The sequence below is a fragment of the Glutamicibacter sp. AOP5-A2-18 genome (genome assembly GCF_052446055.1).
Classification (GTDB): domain Bacteria; phylum Actinomycetota; class Actinomycetes; order Actinomycetales; family Micrococcaceae; genus Glutamicibacter.
Genome location: NZ_JBQSVW010000001.1, coordinates 1,692,630 through 1,709,928, shown reverse-complemented (window position 1 = coordinate 1,709,928; position 17,299 = coordinate 1,692,630). Strand labels below are relative to the sequence as shown.

Below are 17,299 nucleotides of genomic sequence, written 5' to 3'. Positions count from 1 at the left end.
AGAAGAAAATATTGTCTATGGGGCACCAAAACATTTTGGAGCCGCTGTCATAGCTTGCCATAAGATTTGTCCAAAACGACCCAAAAAGTACCCTCCCTACTAATCCGTAACCAAATCTATATCTTCGCGACCTGCTCCGAATAGATTCATTCAAGGGTACTTTCAGGTCTCACACTTACGCTGAGACCTGAATTTTCACCCGAATTCTTGATGACTGGATAGAATGGGACCAAGGACAAAGTAGCACCACCGCCAAGCTCACAAAAGGGGCAGCAAGCACTGCATGCAGGTTGAACAGAATAAGACGCAAGCGGAAATCGATTCCGCATCGCTGACCATCAGTTTTGAAACAGCTGAACTCATGATCGCCACTTTGGGACCAAATGATGAGCTCTTGCGAATTCTCTCTGGTGCTTATCCTCAGGTTGGTTTCCGCCCCAATGGCCAGACTCTGGTTCTGGTTGGTGATCCTCAGCAAGTCCGCAAAGCTCAACGAGTAACAGAAGAAGCTCGTTCGCTGGCTACGCGTGGCTCACGTATGAGCGCCGAAACCATTGAGCAGATCATCAAGATGCTCGGCGCTGGCAATCCCGATGCACCTACCGATGTGTTAGGCCTAAAGATTCTTTCCGGACGCGGCCGAGCCATTCGACCAAAAACGGTCAATCAGAAAAGCTATGTCGATGCCATTGAAGACTCGACCATCACCTTTGGTATTGGTCCAGCCGGTACCGGCAAGACCTTCCTCGCCATGGCTATGGCAGTAGCTGCACTTCAGGACAAGCAGGTAAGCCGCATCATCCTGACTCGTCCAGCCGTTGAGGCAGGGGAGAAGCTAGGCTTCTTGCCCGGTTCATTAACCGACAAGATCGACCCTTATCTCCGCCCGCTCTACGACGCGTTGCACGACATGGTGAATCCTGAAACGATTCCACAACTGTTGGAGGCGGGAACCATTGAGGTAGCTCCCTTGGCCTACATGCGTGGACGCACCTTGAACGACGCCTTCGTAATCCTCGACGAAGCGCAGAACACGACCAGCGAACAAATGAAGATGTTCCTCACCCGTCTGGGCTTCGGCTCCAAGATGGTAGTGACCGGAGACATCACCCAAGTAGATCTGCCTGGTAACACAGTCTCCGGTCTGCGCATGGCCAGCGAAGTACTTGAAGGCATCGGCGACATCAGCATGTGCCGTCTGGATGCATCAGATGTTGTCCGCCATCGCTTGATCGCAGACATTGTTTCTGCCTACGACAGTTGGGATGACACCCGACGCAAAGACCACAACCGAGGACGGCGCAGCAAATGAGCATTGAAGTAAATAACGAAACTGAGTACGACGTTGACCTGCAAGACGTATCCAACTTGGCGGACTCGGTGCTCAAGTCAATGTTCCTGCATCCTGAGACCGAAGTATCTGTCGTTTTTATCGACGAAGATGCCATGAGTGCTCTGCACGTGGAATGGATGGACCTTGAAGGTCCCACCGACGTGATGAGCTTCCCGATGGACGAGCTACGTCCAGGCACCGCGAAGGCACCGGGGGAGAACGGCATCCTCGGCGATATCGTCATCTGCCCTACCGTGGCCCAAGCGCAGGCTGAAGCCGGCGGGCACAGCACGCACGATGAGATCTTGCTGCTTACCACCCATGGTCTGTTGCACTTGATGGGCTTCGATCACATGGAGCCAGAAGAAAAAGAAGAGATGTTCACCTTGCAACGCAATTTGCTCGAGGCCTACACGGGACGCCCTGCACCGAAGGAAACGGTGGAATAACCCCGTGGAGATACTTTTGCTGATTCTCGCCCTGGTTTTTATGGCAAGCTCTGCCGTGCTGACCGCCGCGGATTCAGCCTTCTACGCATTATCTCGGCACGCAGCTGAACGGCTACGTTCCGAATCAAATTCCAAGGCCCTCTCGGCGATCTTGGATGACACCGAAACACACGCGCAAGCCATCAAGTTCTGGCGCATCTGGTTTGAAACAGCCTCAGCAGTTGCCGTGGCGTTGCTCGTTGCCCAATGGATCGACAGCGTCTGGCTCATCGGATTGCTTTCAACCATTGTTATGGCTGCCCTCGGGTTTGTGCTGGTCAGCGTTTCACCTCGACGCTACGGACGCTCTAACGCTCAAGGCGTGGTGCAAAATACCGCGCCGTTGGTGCGCTTGCTACGTATTGCTCTCGGCCCGGTAACCAACTGGCTGGCTTCAATCGCCAAAGCGCTAAGCCCCGGCGGTACCGATGAAGCAGGCTACCTTGGCAAAGAACGATTGCGGGACCTCGTGGATCGTGCCTCCGAAGGCGAAGACCTTGATGAGGAATCAGCCGAGCTGATTTCTTCGGTCATCGACCTGGAAGAAACCAGCGTGCGCTCGGTGATGGTCCCACGTACCGACATGGTGGTGTTCACCTCAGAACAGTCCTTGCATAGCGCGATCGACCTGTTCATCGCTTCGGGTTACTCACGCATCCCATTGATTGGTGAAGATACCGACGACATCCTGGGCATCATCTACCTCAAGGACCTGATCCGCGAGATCCACGGACTGCAACAAGCCCAAACGCTGAGCGATCTAGCCCGCAAGGTGCGGTTTGTTCCGGAGTCAAAATCGGCCGCTGAGCTACTTCAAGAACTTCAGCAAGAATCAATCCATCTTGCCGTGGTCATTGACGAGTACGGTGGAACGGCCGGACTGGTCACGCTCGAGGATCTACTGGAAGAAATCGTCGGCGAGATCGACGACGAGTATGATCGATCGAGGGCCGAACTGATCGAAAACCCAGATGGGTCGTTGTTTGCTGTAGCTACCGCATCCATCGATGACATCGCCGATCACTTCGAAATGCACATTGACGAGGAAGACGTCGACACGGTCGGCGGTCTGTTGTCCAAGGCACTAGAATCGGTGCCGGTACTCGGCTCCACCGCCGATGTGCACGGTCTGCGGTTGACCGTAGTTGCCCTCGCCGGGCGACGAAACCGCATTGGCAAAATCCATGTAGAGCGTCTGGAGACGGACGCATCCGACCATAATGAGAACAACGAGGATTCCGCACATGAGCGAAAACCATAACCTGCTTTCCACCAGTGGGTGGCCCGAGAACTACCGTTCGGGCTTCACCTCCTTTGTGGGACGACCTAACGCCGGAAAATCGACGCTGACCAACGCGTTGGTTGGCCAGAAGGTTGCCATCACCTCGGCAAAACCACAGACCACTCGACACACCATTCGTGGCATTGTGCACCGCGAAGATGCCCAGTTGATCTTGGTTGATACCCCGGGCCTGCACCGTCCACGTACCCTGCTCGGGCAGCGCCTGAACGATCTGGTAGCAGATACCCTTTCCGAGGTTGACGCGATTGGCTTCTGCATCCCAGCCAACGAAAAAATTGGCCCGGGCGACCGTTACATCGCCACCCAGCTCGCGCAGTTGCAGCGCAAACCCATCGTCGCCCTGGTCACCAAGGCTGACTTGGTAGACCGCGAACAATTGGCGCAGCAGCTTATTGCCGTAGCCGAAATGGGAACCCAAAACTTTGGGGAGAACGGCTTCTCGGCCATCGTCCCGGTCTCGGCAGTGAAGGAATTCCAGGTTCAGGAAGTCGCTGACGTACTTGTTGAGCAGCTGCCAAAGGGCCCACCACTGTACCCAGACGGCGAGCTGACCGATGAGCCTGAGGCCAAGATGGTCGCCGAACTGATCCGTGAGGCAGCACTCGAGGGCGTTCGTGACGAACTTCCACACTCGTTGGCAGTTGTTGTTGAGGAAATGATCCCTCGTGAAGGTCGTCCCGAGAACAACCCGCTGATCGATATTCACGTGTCTTTGTTTGTTGAGCGATCCAGCCAGAAGGCCATCGTTATTGGCCGTGGTGGCTCGCGTCTGCGCGAGGTTGGCTCCAACGCGCGCAAGGGCATCGAAAAGCTGCTTGGCACCAAGGTTTACCTCGACTTGCACGTCAAGGTGGCCAAGGACTGGCAGCGCGATCCTAAGCAGTTGGGACGTTTGGGCTTCTAGGCATAGCTAGAAATCTTCATCCTTACTCTCATCTCTGTCGGTCTTTGGACCGGCAGGGATGAAGTCTTTAAGCCCGGCAACCGGAGGCATCTTGTCCACAATGTGACACAAGTCCGACATAAGTTTGAACCCTGCCGAACGCTCGGTGTTATGCTCAAATCGTGCATTTCGAGCTTCTACTTCTACTGTGCCGCTGCGAGGATCCAAAGGACCGTTAGTGGTCTACAGGCCGACCCCTCGTCGCGGAGTAGCTCTTGTCTGGCCCCACAAACTAAGCACTATTTTTGTCTAGGGGACACACCGAAATGCAGAACATGCAGAAATCTTCGAACATGCCAATCCACAAGTATGTTCCTTTCCAGGACCAGATCGAAGTAAACCTTCCCGATCGCACCTGGCCCGATAAGTACATCACCAAGGCCCCGCGCTGGTGCGCCGTTGACTTACGTGATGGAAACCAAGCGCTGATCGACCCGATGAGTCCTGAGCGCAAGCACAAAATGTTCGACCTGCTCGTCCAGATGGGCTACAAGGAAATCGAGGTCGGCTTCCCGTCCGCCTCGCAGACCGACTTTGACTTTGTGCGTCAGCTGATCGAACGCGGCATCCCTGATGATGTCACCATCCAGGTTTTGACCCAGTCACGCGAGCACCTGATCGAGCGCACCTATGAAGCGCTGGAAGGCGCCAAGCAGGCCATCGTTCACCTGTACAACTCCACCTCGATCCTGCAGCGCGAAGTAGTCTTCCGTCAGGACGAGGACGGCATCGTGGACATCGCAGTTCAGGGCGCGCGTCTGTGCAAGAAGTACGAAGAGCAGCTGACCGGCACCAAGATCACCTACGAGTACTCGCCTGAGTCCTACACCGGTACCGAGCTGGCTTTTGCAAAGCGCATCTCCGAGGCGGTGGCCGAGGTACTGGAGGCCACTCCAGAAAACAAGATGATCCTGAACTTGCCAGCCACCGTGGAAATGGCCACCCCTAACGTGTACGCCGACTCCATTGAGTGGATGCACCGCAACCTGGCCAACCGCGATTCGATCATTCTTTCGCTACACCCACACAACGACCGTGGCACCGGTGTTGCCGCAGCTGAACTGGGCTACCTGGCCGGCGCAGACCGCATCGAAGGCTGCCTGTTTGGTAACGGTGAGCGCACCGGCAACGTGGACCTGGTGACCCTGGGCATGAACATGTTCGGTCAGGGTGTTGACCCAGAAATCGACTTCTCCGACATGGACCACATCCGTCGCACTGTTGAATACTGCAACCAGCTGCCAGTTCCAGAACGCAGCCCTTACGGTGGCGACCTGGTCTTCACCGCTTTCTCTGGATCACATCAGGATGCGATCAAGAAGGGTCTGGAGTCCATGGAAGCCAAGGCAAATGCCGCGGGCAAGGACATCAACGACTTGGTTTGGGCTGTACCGTACCTGCCGATCGACCCGAAGGACATTGGTCGTTCCTACGAAGCTGTGATTCGTGTGAACTCGCAGTCCGGTAAGGGTGGCGTCGCCTACCTGCTGAAGAACGACTACAACCTGGATCTGCCACGTCGTGCGCAGATCGAGTTCTCTGGTGTCATCCAGCGCACCACCGATACCGAAGGTGGCGAAATCTCCTCGGAGCGCATCTGGAACGTCTTCCAAGATGAGTACCTGCCAGTATCCAAGGATTCAGATTTGGATCCATGGGGCTACTACGAAATCGCTTCAGTCATAGCAACCTCGGCTGAAGACGGCAGCTTCCAGCTGGATACCAAGCTGGTTATTGACGGTGTAGCCCACGAGCGTAGTGCTCAGGGCAACGGTCCACTGTCCGCCCTGGTCAAGCTGCTCAACGAAGACGGTGTGGATCTGCGCGTCTTGGACTACACCGAGCACGCACTGAGTGAAGGTGGCAATGCTAGCGCAGCAGCCTTTGTTGAATGTGCTGTGGGAGATCGCATCCTGTGGGGCATTGGTATGGACACCAACACCAACATTGCTGCCCTGAAGGCAGTGGTTTCGGCAGTGAACCGCGCAATCCGCGACGCCGCCTAGCCACAAGCCTCTTCAGCGCACGGCTGGCACGAAGTCAAAAAACTTCGTGCCCGCCGTGCGCTGTTTTGATTGCCTGCGACACTCGCTCCCTTGCTGATTGCGCAGTTTGATCTGGGTAGTGGGAGAATATTCTTCGTGTCCAGATCAGGTTTCGCCTCTAAGAGCTACCACACTCGTGGTTTGGTCTTACGTACCCACAAACTGGGTGAAGCGGACCGAATTATCACCCTGCTCACGCCCAAAGGGATCGTGCGAGCAGTTGCCAAAGGCGTGCGCCGTACTTCCTCGCGACTCGGCGCAACACTCGAGCCTTTTATGGAGGTCGAGGCGCTGCTGGTGATGGGCAGAAACCTAGATATCGTTTCTCAGGCCCAGCTTCAAAACTCCTATGGGCACCTGCTGGTGGCTGACTATCCAAGTTATACGGTAGCTAATGCGATGGCCGAGATCGCTGAAAAACTTCTTGAGGCCGAAAGCGATAATATCGCCCAACAGTACCGGCTGTTCCATGGTGCCATTGCGTTGCTCTCCAAACAGCGGGTGGATTCTGGAGCAGTGCTCGATTCCTACATTTTGCGGGCGCTTTCAATTGCAGGTTGGGCACCGTCGTTCACCAATTGTGTCCGTTGTGGCAAGCCCGGGCCGCATGAAGCGGTACATGTGCAGCTAGGCGGGGTCGTTTGTACCGACTGCCGCCCGGCTGGTTCATTGTCCCCACATCCGGTGACCATCCAATACCTGCAAGCTCTGCTGACCGGCGATTGGGGCACCGTTGCCCAAGCCGGACCTCGCGCACGCAAGCAGGCCGCGGACATCGTGGCAAACTATTTACAGTGGCACCTTGAGCGCGCAGTAACTTCCCTACGTCTCGTGGAGAGAAATTGAAAAAACTTCCCAAGATTACCGGCCGACCAGGCCCCGTCGCACCCTATGCACACCCTGCGAACCCGGTCATGCCAACGGTTCCACGTGAGCTGATTCCTGAACACGTTGCCATCGTGATGGACGGTAACGGACGTTGGGCCAATGAACGTGGACTGCCTCGTACCGAGGGACACCGCGCTGGCGAAGCTGCCCTGCTGGACGTTATTGCTGGTGCCGTGGAAATGGGCATCAAGTACGTTTCTGTCTACGCTTTCTCCACCGAAAACTGGAAGCGTAGTCCCGAAGAGGTGCGCTTCCTCATGGGCTTCTCCCGCGATGTGCTTCGTCGCCAACGCGACACCCTGAATTCGTGGGGCGTACGAATCCGTTGGTCCGGTCGCGAACCTAGACTGTGGAAATCAGTGATCAATGAACTGCGCGTTGCCGAGCAAGCGACCGAAGCAAACCTAGGTTGCCAGCTGACCATGTGCGTGAACTACGGCGGACGCGCCGAAATCGGCGACGCGATGAGCGAAATCGCCAAGGATGTTGCTGACGGAAAGCTTCGTGCCAGCGCTGTCAGCGAAAAGACTATCGCCAAGTACCTGTATGCCCCTGAATTACCTGACGTGGACTTGTTCCTACGCACCAGCGGAGAGCAGCGAACCAGTAACTTCTTGCTGTGGCAATCCGCGTACGCCGAGATGGTGTTCCTGGATCAGCTCTGGCCTGATGTTGATCGCCGCACCCTCTTTACCGCGGTAGAGCAATACGCCCAACGCGATCGTCGTTATGGCGGCGCAGTGGACAAGCCTCAGAGCTAGGTTTTATGCCCGAGCGGTACCAACCATTCGAAGCCACAGACCAAGGTCTTGGTAGGCACAAGCTCGTGCAGGCTCGGCCGAGGTAAAGACGTCGTGCATGGCACCGGGAACTTCACATAGGGTGACAAAGCTACCTAGCTTTGCCGCCCGGAGTCTTGTCTGTTGAACATCGAGTACTGAATCGGAATGTTGCATCTCGGGGGAGTAACTAGTGCCGATGCGCGTCCGGTCCGATGTCATGACCAAGATGGGCAGCTTTAGCCCCAGCCCCTTGGCGACCATGGCGTGGCCTTCAAATATGGTCTTGAGCCATCCGGCCGTATTGGGAAAAGCGAGCCGAGGTCGCCATAGCCGGTGAACGTCCCATTGCCCTTGTGCCTGGGTGCTCAGCGACTGCCAGTAGTGATCAAATTCTGGGCCCATCAGTTTTCGACGTGGATTTGTTCTGGTGAGCGCTTCCATCAGCCCATGAATAGGAATGCGCAAAAAGGCGGTTCCCTGAAATTCGAGCCAGGGTGAATTCAGTACAAGTGCCTTGATCTTTGGATTGGTTCGAGCGATCCACAAACTCAAGATCAGGCCACCGGTTGAGTGGCCCTGGGCTACCACCGGAAGGCCGTGATGCTCGGTACTCATTAGGTCTAGGGCCGCTTCGATGTCTTGGTCGAAGATCGAAAGATCATCCACGTACCCTGGCAGTTGATGTTCAGACCTCAGGCTGCGGCCGTGCCGTCGTAGGTCCAACGCGTAAAAGTGGTAACCATGAGCGTGCCAAAAAGTTGCCAGCTCTCGATTGTAAAAGTAGTCGCTCCACCCGTGGATGCTAAGCACAATGCCTTGGGCTTTCCTGCCGAGCTTATGTCGCCGCCCTGGCGGAACGTAGCGAACCAGAGTTGCAACAGCCGGACCTTCGTCATCAACACCAAAATCTAAAGTGAGCTGCTCAAAGTCTTCTCCCATAGGATCTGCGGTCCATTGGCCCGAAAGTGTTGAGGAAAGATAATCGGGCCACGATTCGCTCGAGGGACTCGTCGGCAACTTCATATCTTGAATACTACCCATCTCGAGTTGGCTGTTTGAGGTTCTTCACGGGAAAATGATTTTATGCGCATTTACCCTCTGGTCTTCAAACATGTGTTCACCAAAATGGATCCTGAACAGGCACACCATTTTGCATTCAACGCCATCAAGATTGCGCAACGCGCAGGGCTCACCAAAGTGACGCGTAAATTCTTCGCGCCGGCACCTAAGCTGAAGCGAACCGTCATGGGCATTGACTTCCCATCACCGTTTGGACTCGCGGCTGGTTTTGATAAGGGCGCTACCGGGATCGTTGCGCTCAGCGACATTGGTTTTGGACACGTCGAGATCGGTACGGTTACCGGTCAGGCGCAGCCAGGTAACCCGCAGCCGAGACTCTTCCGTCTGGTTGAAGACCGTGCGGTGATCAACCGTATGGGATTCAATAACGAAGGCGCCGAACGCGTTGCAGCGAGAGTATCCAATGCTCGTCAAGCACTGAAAAGTGATTACGACGCTACCCGTCCGGTGATCGGCGTGAACATCGGCAAGACTAAAGTTGTCGAACTTGAAGATGCAGTGGGGGATTACCTCGCGTCAACACGTCAGCTGGCCATCCACGCGGACTACCTCGTGGTTAATGTGTCCAGCCCAAATACTCCGGGTCTACGCTTGCTACAAAGTGTGGAGTCGTTGCGACCACTGCTCAGTGAAGTTGGACAGCTGGCAGATAACGTAGCCGGTCGTCATATTCCGTTGCTGGTCAAGATTGCACCGGATCTGAGTGACGAAGACGTTTCTGAAGTTGCCCAGTTGGCAGTGGAACTTGAGCTCGACGGAATTATCGCCACCAATACAACCATTGGACGCGATGGGCTAAAGAGCGATTCTGCGAAGGTTCAGGAAATTGGCGCCGGCGGCTTATCAGGTGCTCCTTTGAAGCAGCGTTCCCTCGAAGTACTTCGCCAGCTGCGTTCCTTGGTTCCTGAACAGATGGCACTGATCGCTGTGGGCGGTGTTGAGAATGCCCAAGACGTTAAGGATCGACTGGACGCAGGCGCAAACCTCGTTCAGGGTTACACCGCGTTCCTTTACGAAGGACCGTTCTGGGCGCGCTCGATCAACAAGAGCCTAGAGCGCATTCTGTAATCAGCTGCGCTGGAAAAAGCATGATTTGGTGAAGCAGTGGAGAACGAGTTTGAACTTGTTCTCCACTGCTTTTTTGTATCCGCGACTACAAGTCGATAAGGAATGCGTCTGCTCGGGGGAGTACAAGGTTTTTAGGGCCAGGCCACTAACCCTTAGTAAAACCTTGTAAAAATATATACACACTTTAAACATTGTAACTGGCCGCTAAAGGATATTAGAAAAGGGACAAGCTCTTTTGAGCTTGTCCCTTAGTGGCTGGTACAGCCGAAATTAGTCGATTTTGGCGCCTCGGGCGACCTGTGGCTTCGGCAAACGAAGCTTACGGAACTGCATTCCACGCATCGCTGCGTACATGCGGATACCGCGTTCCATATGGCCAAACTTTGCCACTAGGCGACGCTTGAGCACGATTGAAGTGAAGATCGCTTCAAGGATGATCAAGGCGATAACAACCCAGAGGGCGATCTGAACGATCATCTGAACCGGCAGATTCCGTTGGAATACCAGCGAGATCACCAAGAAGGCCAGGATGATAAACATCATGAACTCGCCGAACATCCAACGAGCATCAATGAAGTTGCGAGTGTAGCGCTTCTGTTCACCCTGATCACGTGGCATCAGGTAGCGCTCTTCACCTGTCTCATTGGCCAAGCGAAGGCGGTTCTGAGCTTCGATGCGTCGCTGACGCTCTGCTTCTTTGGCTTCCTTGCGGTCAGTAGGCACCAAGGGGCGCTGACGGTTTGCCTGCTGCGCACTGCGCTTGGGCGTTGGTCCCGCTTTACGGCCATCCGTTGAATCCGGAGCCTGCTCTGCGGGCTGTACATTTACGGGGGATTGAGGATCATCCTTTTTACGTCCAAACACCCCACCATCTTAGCCGGAAATAGTTAGCCACGTGACATTCGATACGCGAGGAATTGCTAGGCTGAAGACATGAGCACAAATTCAACCTTCGACGCCGCAACGAATGGCGTCGATATTCAGTCACTCAAGAACCACATTGATTCAAACTTCGAGCAGATCCTCGAAGAGCTCAAGACTTTGGTTTCTATCCCGAGCATCGCTTGGGAGTCCTTTGATCCGCAGAACTTAGAGAAGTCCGCACAAGCGGTCGCCGAGTTAGCTAAGAACGCAGGCATGGAATCGGTAGAGATTCTGCGCGAACCAGCTGACGATGGCACGATGGGCGCTCCTGCAGTTGTCGCTCAACGCAAGGCAGCTCCCGGCAAGCCAACCGTTCTGCTTTATGCCCACCATGACGTGCAGCCTCCAGGCAACGACGCGGATTGGAACACGCCGGTATTCGAAGCCACCAAGGTAGGGGACCGCCTCTTTGGCCGCGGCGCTGCCGACGACAAAGCCGGCATCATGGTTCACATCGCCGCATTGCGCGCGGTGCTTGATCTGGTCAGCGATTTTGGTGTTGGCGTTACCTACTTCTTCGAAGGTGAGGAAGAAGCTGGATCGCCGTCCTTCCGCAACTTCCTCGAAGCACACCAGGACAAGCTGGCAGCCGACGTGATCGTTGTTGCCGACTCCAGTAACTGGGCCGTGGGTACCCCGGCGTTGACCAGTTCATTGCGCGGTATGTGTGCAGCAGAGATTACCGTTCGTTCGCTGAAGCACGCCGTTCATTCGGGCATGTTTGGCGGTCCAGTGCTGGACTCGCCGTTACTCGCTGCAAAGCTCATCTCCACCTTCCACAATGAAGATGGTTCGGTCGCCGTTCAGGGCTTGGTGTCCAATGAAACTGCGGACGTCGACTTCGACGAGCAGCAGTTCCGCAATGACTCGGGCGTCCTGGATTCGTTCGAATTGGCCGGTACCGGGAAGATCACCGATCGCCTGTGGAATAAACCAGCGCTGAGCGTCATTGGAATGGATATGCCTAGCGTTGATCAGTCGTCGAATACCCTCATTGCGCAAACGCGTTTTAAGGTTTCGATGCGATTGGCTCCGGGACAAGATCCAGCAAAGGCTCTGTCCGCCCTAGAAGAGCACGTAATGGGTGTCGATCTTCGCGGTGCACAGGTGGACTTCAAGGCAACCGAAGCCGGAAATGCTTATAAGGCTGATCTTGATGCTTCGGCTAATGACACCGCCCGATGGGCGTTGGAACAAGCTTGGGGTGTTGTACCGGTAAATATGGGCTTAGGTGGCTCAATCCCATTCATCGCTGATTTGCTCGAAGTCTTCCCGAAGGCGCAGATTCTTGTGACCGGTGTTGAGGACCCTGATTCAAGGGCGCACTCCGCGAACGAGTCACTGCACATCGGAGACTTCCAGCACGCTATCGAGGCCGAAGCGCTTCTACTGGCAAGGATCAACGTCGAAGGGCTATGAGGCGCGTCATACGAAGTGACACAGGGGGAGAAATCTTAGCTGTTGCGACGTAGGATAGAACCAAGAGCAGAGGCTGAACTTTGAGGGCAATCCTTGAAGCTGAAGCCATAACTAGCAGTAATGGGAGGAAATCATGACTGTAACTGTTGACCAGACCAAGGGTGACCCAACCGAGTTGCCAACCCATGAGGTAAACATTTCCGATGTGGCCGCAGACAAGGTGCGCTCATTGTTGGAGCAGGAAGGCCGCGACGATTTGCGTTTGCGCATCGCCGTTCAGCCAGGCGGCTGCTCGGGCCTGATCTACCAGCTCTACTTTGATGAGCGCATGCTCGATGGTGACGCTGTGCGTAACTTCGATGGCGTAGAAGTCATCGTAGACAAGATGAGCGTCCCATACCTTGCTGGTGCATCCATTGACTTCGAGGACACTATCTCGAAGCAGGGCTTCACCATCGATAACCCTACGGCTTCCGGCTCTTGCGCCTGTGGAGACTCCTTCCACTAGGTCATAGGGAACTAACGCCGCTGTTCAAACGTTGAAGAAATTTCTCGTTAGAACAGCGGCGTTTTTCGGCATTCTGACCCCTGAGAGGGTAAGCTCTACGTTAAGTAGTAAAACTATGTTTCCTCTTCGTGAGCCACCTCACTGTGCAACTCGTTTAACCACGAGGTGACTTATGAAGACCACATTCTGCACCAACAAAGAGGAAGGGCCGTCTGTGAGTTCGCAAGACCGAACCGGCAGTCGCGGGTCTGCTAAAGCCAAAGTTTTGGCTTTAGTCGGCACTGGCGCACTGCTTTTGACGGGATGTTCAGCGGAGGCAAAACGCGGTTGGCTCCCCAACGTGGAGCGCGACACCACCAACCACACCGGTGCAATCCAGGATTTCTGGGTTCACTCGTGGATCGCCGTGGTAGTCATCGGTGTTTTGACCTGGGGATTGATGCTCTGGTGCATCGTCGCCTACCGCCGCCGTAAGACTGACACGGGTTACCCACGTCAGCTGAGCTACAACATGCCACTGGAGATCTTCTACACGGCCATTCCTTTGGTCCTTGTTCTAGTCTTCTTTAGCTTCAACAACACCCTTGAGAAGAGCATCAACAAGCCGGTTGATTCTCAGCTCGTCGTAGACGTTCGTGCCAAGCAGTGGTCTTGGGACTTCAACTACACCTACCAGGGATCTGAAAAGCACTTCACCGGCACTCAGGCTCACCTGCACACCGACGGTTCAGAAGGTGCTCGTGAAGAGCTGCCAACCTTGTACTTGCCAGCTGGCAAGTCGGTACAGCTAGATCTGAACAGCCGCGACGTCATCCACTCGTTCTGGGTACCAGCCTTCTTGCAGAAGCTGGATATGATCCCGGGCAAGACGAACCATATTTACCTCACCCCACAGGTTGAAGGTAACTATGACGGTAAGTGCGCCGAGCTCTGCGGTGAGTACCACTCCGAAATGCTGTTCAACGTCAAGGTTGTAAGCGAGTCCGAATTCAAGGCTCAGCTTGCAAAGATGGACGATGGACACATCGGTGAAGAGTACGACCGTCAGCCTGACGCAGTAAACGGCAAAGTTGTAGAGCACGGGGAAGGAGAGTAATCGCTATGTCAACATTTGAATACGCTTCTGACGACTTCAAGTCGGTTACCTCGGCCGTGGTTCCAAAGTCGAAGGGTCGCATCTTCGTCGACTACATTACTTCGACTGACCACAAGAAGATCGGGTACATGTACCTGATCAGCTCGTTCATTCTGTTCTGTGTAGGTGGCGTTATGGCGCTGCTGATTCGTGCAGAGTTGTTCCAGCCAGGTATGCAGATCCTGCAGACCAAGGAACAATACAACCAGCTGTTCACCATGCACGGCACCGTCATGCTCCTGATGTTCGCAACCCCGCTGTTTGCTGGTTTTGCTAACGTCATGATGCCACTGCAGATCGGTTCCCCAGATGTGGCCTTCCCACGTCTGAACGCTTTGGCTTTCTGGTTCTTCGCTATGGGCTCGGCAATCGCGCTGGCCGGCTACCTCACCCCACAGGGTGCAGCAAGCTTCGGTTGGTTCGCTTACGCTCCACTGTCGAACACCACCTTCTCGCCAGGCGTTGGCGGAGACCTTTGGGTCTTCGGTCTAGCACTGTCGGGCTTCGGTACCATCTTGGGTGCCGTCAACTTCATCACCACGATCATCTGCCTTCGTGCACCTGGTATGACCATGTGGCGCATGTCGATCTTCTCGTGGAACACCTTGATCACTTCATTGCTGGTCCTGATGGCCTTCCCACCGCTGGCAGCTGCGCTGTTCGCTTTAGGTGCTGATCGTCGCTTTGGTGCTCACATCTTTGATCCTGATAATGGCGGTGCAGTCCTATGGCAGCACCTGTTCTGGTTCTTCGGACACCCAGAGGTTTACATCATTGCGCTGCCGTTCTTCGGTATCGTCTCTGAGATCTTCCCGGTCTTCAGCCGCAAGCCGATCTTCGGTTACAAGGGTCTGGTCTTCGCGACCATCTCGATCGCTGCATTGTCGGTTTCCGTGTGGGCACACCACATGTACGTCACTGGCTCGGTAATGCTTCCGTTCTTCGGTTTCATGACCATGCTGATCGCTGTACCAACCGGTGTGAAGTTCTTCAACTGGATCGGTACCCTGTGGCGCGGTTCGATTACTTTCGAAACCCCAATGCTGTGGAGCATCGGCTTCATGATCACCTTCTTGTTCGGTGGTTTGACCGGTATTATCCTTTCGGCACCTGCGCTGGACTTCCACGTTTCTGACTCGTACTTCGTGGTGGCACACTTCCACTACGTGGTCTTCGGTACCGTTGTCTTCGCAATGTTCGCTGGCTTCTACTTCTGGTGGCCAAAGTGGACCGGCAAGATGCTCAACGAGCGTCTTGGCAAGATTCACTTCTGGATGCTGTTCATCGGCTTCCACGGAACCTTCCTGATCCAGCACTGGTTGGGTGTAATGGGTATGCCACGTCGTTACGCCGACTACATGCCTGAAGATGGTTTCACCACCATGAACCAGGTTTCGACCGTATTTGCATTCATTCTTGGTGCATCCATGATTCCGTTCTTCTGGAACGTATGGACCACCTTCCGCAATGGTGCAAAGATCGACGTAGACGATCCATGGGGCTTTGGTGCTTCGCTGGAGTGGGCAACTTCTTGCCCACCACCACGTCACAACTTCCACTCGATTCCACGCATCCGTTCAGAGCGTCCAGCTCTGGACCTGCACCACCCGGAACTGAGCGGTCGAGTTACCCCTGAATCGCCGGCTGCAAAGATCTTTGGCCCTGCTGACCAGAAGGATCTGTAACGATGAAAGTTGAATCCTGGATTTTCCTAGGTGGCGTTTTCTTCTTCGCCCCTATTGCAGTCGTTTACGGCTACATGACCAACTGGAGCGAATGGGTTGGGTTCATGGCATTGCTAATGCTCGTGGGCCTGTCCGCCATGGTTGGTTGGTACCTGATGTTCACCGCCAAGCGCGTCGGGCTTCGTCCCGAAGACCGCGTTGATGGTGAGATCCACGAGAACGCCGGTGACATCGGAATGTTCTCGCCATGGAGCTGGTGGCCACTGGTACTTGCCGGTTCCGCAGCGATCGCCTTCTTGGGCATCGCCGTTGGCTGGTGGGTCTTCTTCATCGGCGCAGGTTTGTCGATTGTAGGTTTGACCGGCTGGGTTTACGAATACAGCCGTGGAGACCACGCACACTAAGCAGTACTCCTAATGGGGTGACAAGCAATTGCTTGTCACCCCATTAGTCTTTTAACATCAGTAGGGTCGACACCACAGTCTCGGCTTAGCTCGAATAGAAGGGTCAAGCATGCGCCATGCACCACAGCCGAAAGTTGAGGCTCACCTTGATCCGCAGAGCAAGCAGAGCAAATACCGGCAGATCAGAGAAATCCTGCGGACCCACGCGCGCGAAGCCTGCAAGCCAGGGTACAAGCTACCGCCCGAGAGAGAACTCGCTGAACACTTTTCGGTGGCCCGTAAGACCATCAGGCAAGCTATTGATGCCCTAGTTGATGAACAGGTGCTCAAGCGTGTCGTTGGCATTGGAACATTTGTTGTGCCAGAGAAACTGGATTTACGGGTCAGGCTGCATTCCTACTCCGAAGACATGATGCGCCGTGGCATGGTCCCGGATGCTCACGTTCTCGCATTCGCGGAGATCAAGTCCAGCCCGAACCTTGCCCTGCAACTCATGGTTGAGGAGGGGGCACCCGTGGTGCAGTTTAAGCGCCTGCTGTTGGCCGACGGTACTCCCATGAGTTTGGACGAAAACTATATGCCGGCGGATCTAGTTCCAGGCTTTGTCGACGGCGAACCGCCATCAAAGTTGTATCAGGCGCTGCACGAGCGCTACGGCATCCTTTTGGAGTGGGGTGAGGATCAGGTCGAAAGTACAGCAGCAAGCAAGTCACAGGGGCATTTGCTGGGCGTAGAGCCAGGCTTCCCACTGTTGCAGATCACCCGCTATGCGTATATTGGCGAGCGACTGGCCGACTACTCGGTCTCGCTCTACCGTTCGGACCGTTACAAGCTCTTTGTACCGCTACAGCGTGTTGGAACCCGTACGCCGCGTTACACCGAGGCGTACTGACACCACTGCTCTAAAACTTTCCCGTCTCGTAGCTAGAAGGCTGTGGGCTGCTTTTGATGAATCAGCTGGGGGAGTCACGCTGAGAGAACTGCCTGGCTCAGCTGCCTGCTCCCGGGCTCACCCTAGACTAACTACGGACGAGTTGGTCATCACGTCCAATCGGGACTGTTGCCCTGGTCCAGACTTGCTCGCTGCCTGAAATTAGCATCCGTGTCGCGTTGAGGCAGGTGGGTCAGCCTTCACCAGTTCCTCAGACGCCCCTGGTCCGCTTCACGAGCCTGCGCAGACACCGAAGCACCCGGTGGCTCATGCATCCCCGTTACCGGCGCGCAGGGGGGACGCTGTGGCTTTGGGAGTTAAATAAATGAGGGACACACCGTTTGGTGTGTCCCTCATTTAGTG

16 protein-coding genes are annotated in these 17,299 nt (G+C 55.0%); 14 read left to right on the top strand and 2 right to left on the bottom strand.

The genetic code is table 11. The features are described from left to right. Window positions 1-283 precede the first annotated feature (283 nt). The 7 genes from ACT3RW_RS08050 to ACT3RW_RS08020 all read left to right on the top strand — a co-directional run bounded on the left by ACT3RW_RS08050 (window position 284) and on the right by ACT3RW_RS08020 (window position 7,761). Window positions 284-1,312: a PhoH family protein gene (locus ACT3RW_RS08050; protein WP_131088226.1), complete on the top strand. Its 1,029-nt coding sequence runs from the start codon at window positions 284-286 to the stop codon at window positions 1,310-1,312. Beyond that, window positions 1,309-1,782, top strand: a complete 474-nt coding sequence (ybeY, locus tag ACT3RW_RS08045; RefSeq protein ID WP_131088225.1) for an rRNA maturation RNase YbeY — start codon at window positions 1,309-1,311, stop codon at window positions 1,780-1,782. Before ACT3RW_RS08050 ends, ybeY begins: the two co-directional genes overlap by 4 nt. Before the next feature lie 4 nt (window positions 1,783-1,786). Next, window positions 1,787-3,082 carry a hemolysin family protein gene (locus ACT3RW_RS08040; protein WP_131088224.1) on the top strand — a complete coding sequence of 432 codons (1,296 nt, stop codon included), beginning with the start codon at window positions 1,787-1,789 and terminating at the stop codon, window positions 3,080-3,082. Continuing rightward, window positions 3,066-4,028 (top strand): GTPase Era, encoded by a 963-nt coding sequence (gene era, locus ACT3RW_RS08035; RefSeq protein ID WP_131088223.1) that lies wholly within the window; start codon window positions 3,066-3,068, stop codon window positions 4,026-4,028. The genes ACT3RW_RS08040 and era overlap by 17 nt, the downstream gene beginning before the upstream one ends. A gap of 305 nt (window positions 4,029-4,333) precedes the next feature. Further along, the gene (gene leuA, locus ACT3RW_RS08030; protein WP_262197769.1) at window positions 4,334-6,073 is read left to right on the top strand and encodes a 2-isopropylmalate synthase; all 1,740 of its coding nucleotides are present in this window, start codon (window positions 4,334-4,336) and stop codon (window positions 6,071-6,073) included. Between the two features lie 135 nt (window positions 6,074-6,208). Continuing rightward, window positions 6,209-6,958, top strand: coding sequence for a DNA repair protein RecO (gene recO / locus ACT3RW_RS08025; protein WP_444613393.1), 750 nt, complete (start codon window positions 6,209-6,211; stop codon window positions 6,956-6,958). 68 nt (window positions 6,959-7,026) lie between these two features. After that, window positions 7,027-7,761, top strand: coding sequence for an isoprenyl transferase (locus ACT3RW_RS08020; protein ID WP_131089765.1), 735 nt, complete (start codon window positions 7,027-7,029; stop codon window positions 7,759-7,761). 3 nt (window positions 7,762-7,764) lie between these two features. On the opposite strand, the gene ACT3RW_RS08015 is transcribed toward ACT3RW_RS08020, so the two are convergent. Further along, entirely contained in the window at window positions 7,765-8,805 is a 1,041-nt protein-coding gene (locus ACT3RW_RS08015; protein ID WP_444613392.1) for an alpha/beta hydrolase, read from the bottom strand. 60 nt (window positions 8,806-8,865) lie between these two features. On the opposite strand from ACT3RW_RS08015, the gene ACT3RW_RS08010 reads away from it, so the two are divergent. After that, the gene (locus tag ACT3RW_RS08010; RefSeq protein ID WP_131088219.1) at window positions 8,866-9,930 is read left to right on the top strand and encodes a quinone-dependent dihydroorotate dehydrogenase; all 1,065 of its coding nucleotides are present in this window, start codon (window positions 8,866-8,868) and stop codon (window positions 9,928-9,930) included. 270 nt (window positions 9,931-10,200) lie between these two features. Here the strand turns inward: ACT3RW_RS08010 and ACT3RW_RS08005 are convergent, their stop codons facing one another. Then, window positions 10,201-10,794: a DUF3043 domain-containing protein gene (locus ACT3RW_RS08005; protein WP_131088218.1), complete on the bottom strand. Its 594-nt coding sequence runs from the start codon at window positions 10,792-10,794 to the stop codon at window positions 10,201-10,203. Between the two features lie 69 nt (window positions 10,795-10,863). On the opposite strand from ACT3RW_RS08005, the gene ACT3RW_RS08000 reads away from it, so the two are divergent. The 6 genes from ACT3RW_RS08000 (at window position 10,864) to ACT3RW_RS07975 (ending at window position 16,897) form a co-directional block, all read left to right on the top strand. After that, window positions 10,864-12,273 (top strand): dipeptidase, encoded by a 1,410-nt coding sequence (locus ACT3RW_RS08000; protein WP_131088217.1) that lies wholly within the window; start codon window positions 10,864-10,866, stop codon window positions 12,271-12,273. A gap of 133 nt (window positions 12,274-12,406) precedes the next feature. Beyond that, window positions 12,407-12,781 (top strand): HesB/IscA family protein, encoded by a 375-nt coding sequence (locus tag ACT3RW_RS07995; RefSeq protein WP_131088216.1) that lies wholly within the window; start codon window positions 12,407-12,409, stop codon window positions 12,779-12,781. 214 nt (window positions 12,782-12,995) lie between these two features. Continuing rightward, window positions 12,996-13,877: an aa3-type cytochrome oxidase subunit II gene (gene ctaC / locus ACT3RW_RS07990; RefSeq protein WP_131088215.1), complete on the top strand. Its 882-nt coding sequence runs from the start codon at window positions 12,996-12,998 to the stop codon at window positions 13,875-13,877. Between the two features lie 5 nt (window positions 13,878-13,882). Continuing rightward, window positions 13,883-15,601 (top strand): aa3-type cytochrome oxidase subunit I, encoded by a 1,719-nt coding sequence (ctaD, locus tag ACT3RW_RS07985; protein ID WP_131088214.1) that lies wholly within the window; start codon window positions 13,883-13,885, stop codon window positions 15,599-15,601. A gap of 2 nt (window positions 15,602-15,603) precedes the next feature. Further along, a complete protein-coding gene (locus ACT3RW_RS07980) occupies window positions 15,604-16,005 on the top strand; it encodes a cytochrome c oxidase subunit 4 (protein WP_131088213.1) in 402 nt (133 codons plus the stop codon). A 109-nt stretch (window positions 16,006-16,114) separates the two neighbouring features. After that, on the top strand, window positions 16,115-16,897 hold the full coding sequence (locus ACT3RW_RS07975; RefSeq protein WP_444613391.1) for a GntR family transcriptional regulator: 783 nt from the start codon (window positions 16,115-16,117) through the stop codon (window positions 16,895-16,897). Window positions 16,898-17,299 lie beyond the last annotated feature (402 nt).